This window comes from Synergistaceae bacterium (genome assembly GCA_021372895.1).
Classification (GTDB): domain Bacteria; phylum Synergistota; class Synergistia; order Synergistales; family Synergistaceae; genus JAJFTP01.
Genome location: JAJFTP010000063.1, coordinates 1 through 2,236 on the forward strand (window position 1 = coordinate 1; position 2,236 = coordinate 2,236).

General features: G+C 49.2%; 2 protein-coding genes. Both read left to right on the top strand.

Translation table 11 applies throughout. The annotated features are described in order from the left end of the window. Positions 1 to 1,580: pyruvate, phosphate dikinase (locus tag LLF78_05860; protein MCE5202017.1), on the top strand; the 1,580-nt coding region annotated here is incomplete at its 5' end. Positions 1,581 to 1,864: 284 nt separating this feature from the next. Then, positions 1,865 to 2,236: HD domain-containing protein (locus LLF78_05865; protein ID MCE5202018.1), on the top strand; the 372-nt coding region annotated here is incomplete at its 3' end.

Below are 2,236 nucleotides of genomic sequence, written 5' to 3' on the forward strand. Positions count from 1 at the left end.
TGTGCAAAGAAGGACTTATAGACGAGGCCGCCGCAGTGTCACGGGTCACACCGGAACAAGTTGAACAGATGCTGCACCCGCAGATAGACACAAAAAGCGATTATAAGAAAATTGCAAAGGGGCTTCCGGCATCTCCTGGGACGGCTGTCGGCGTCGTTGTATTCAATGCCGATGAAGCTGCGGAACGGGGGGCAAAAGGAGAAAAGATTATTCTTGTGAGGCCGGAGACCACCCCTGATGACATCCATGGCCTCTTTGCCGCGCAGGGCGTTCTTACAAGCCATGGCGGCATGACAAGCCATGCCGCCGTCGTTGCGAGGGGACTTGGAAAACCATGTGTGTCGGGATCTGAGGAAATCATGATCGATCTTGCCGCCGAGATGTTCACAGTTGGCGACACCGTAGTAAAAAAAGGAGACTTACTTTCACTAAACGGCAGCACAGGAGATGTCATACTTGGGGCTGTTTCACTCATCGAACCGAAATTCGATGAAGACTTCAGTTTACTTCTTGCAATGTCCGATAAAATAGCAAAACTTCAGGTCTGGGCTAACGGAGATACTCCTGAAGATGCACGTCGTGCACGAAGCTTTGGAGCAAAGGGCATAGGACTCTGTCGTACCGAGCATATGTTTATGGCTGTTGACAGACTTCCTGTAATGCAGGAGATGATCATAGCAGACAGCAAAGAGGAAAGAGTCAGGCAGCTCGACAAGCTGGAAAAGATGCAGGAGGAGGACTTCCTTGGCATATTCGAAGCTATGGAGGGACTGCCTGTAACAATAAGGCTTCTTGACCCCCCTCTGCATGAATTCCTTCCAAAAGTCCCTAAACTTGAAGATGAACTGGCCAAAGCTTCGCCGGACAGTGAATCAGCGAAAAAGATCAAGTCTGTCATAGCCAGGGCAAACGATCTGCACGAGATGAACCCGATGCTTGGTTTCCGCGGCTGCCGCCTTGGAATGATATATCCTGAAATCTACGAGATGCAGATCAGGGCGATCTTCAATGCAGCCTGTAAGCTTACCGCACGCGGTGTCCATGTTATTCCGGATATTATGATGCCTATTGTTTCAACGCAGGAAGAAATGCGGCGCCTGCGCGAAATGGTTGATACGATAGGATATAATATAATGAAAAAAGCTAATTGTGAGCTTAAATATATGGTTGGCACAATGATAGAACTGCCCAGAGCAGCTATGGTAGCCGACCAGATCGCAAAGTATGCGCAGTTCTTCAGCTTCGGGACGAACGACCTCACTCAGACGACCTTTGGTTTCTCCCGCGATGACGCGGAGGGTAAGTTCCTTGCGCAGTATGTCGAAGGAGGTATCCTTCCGCATAATCCGTTTGCCGTGCTTGACAGGGACGGAGTAGGCGGTCTTATGAAGATCGGCGTTACCGGCGGCCGTTCCGTAAATCCCGATATACAGCTCGGTATATGCGGAGAGCATGGCGGCGATCCCTCAAGCGTTGCTTTCTGCCACAAACTCGGTCTGGATTATGTGAGCTGTTCGCCGTTCAGGGTCCCCGTAGCCAGACTCTCGGCAGCGCATGCCGCTCTTGGGATACTTGAATAATAAAAAAATCAGTCTCTGATCACAAACAGACGCATCTAAGCTTGTATTAAAGAACACGCCGGACAATGTGCAGCGATTTTTAAACAGCTGTGATTGTCCGGATTTTTTAAGAAAACTTCGGGATGATAAAAACACACTGATCATACAGAAGTTATAGTAGGGCGCGCTGCTTGGGTACAGATTTTTCAAGCAGTTTCCCGGACAGTATGGCCGTTTTATGTCATGGTATTATAATATGGATATGATATTTATTCATATAAGAAATAGTTTGGAGGTATTGCGGAATGGATATACGCGTGCGTTGGGAAGAAATTGAGAAACAAATATTATCCCCGCAAGCCTGTCTTTCTTCTGCCAGCAGGGGGAGGGTGAGGAATGAAGATCCCTGTTCTATACGCACCTGCTTCCAGCGCGACAGAGACAGAATTATACACAGTAAATCTTTCCGAAGACTAAAATATAAAACGCAGGTACTTCTGCTTCCGGAGGGTGACCATTATCGTACGCGCCTTACCCATACGCTGGAGGTGTCCCAGATCGCAAGAACAATAGCCAGAGCGATGCAGCTCAACGAGGACCTGACGGAAGCGATTGCGCTCGGGCACGACCTGGGGCACACGCCCTTCGGGCACATTGGTGAAAAGGTGCTGGACAAG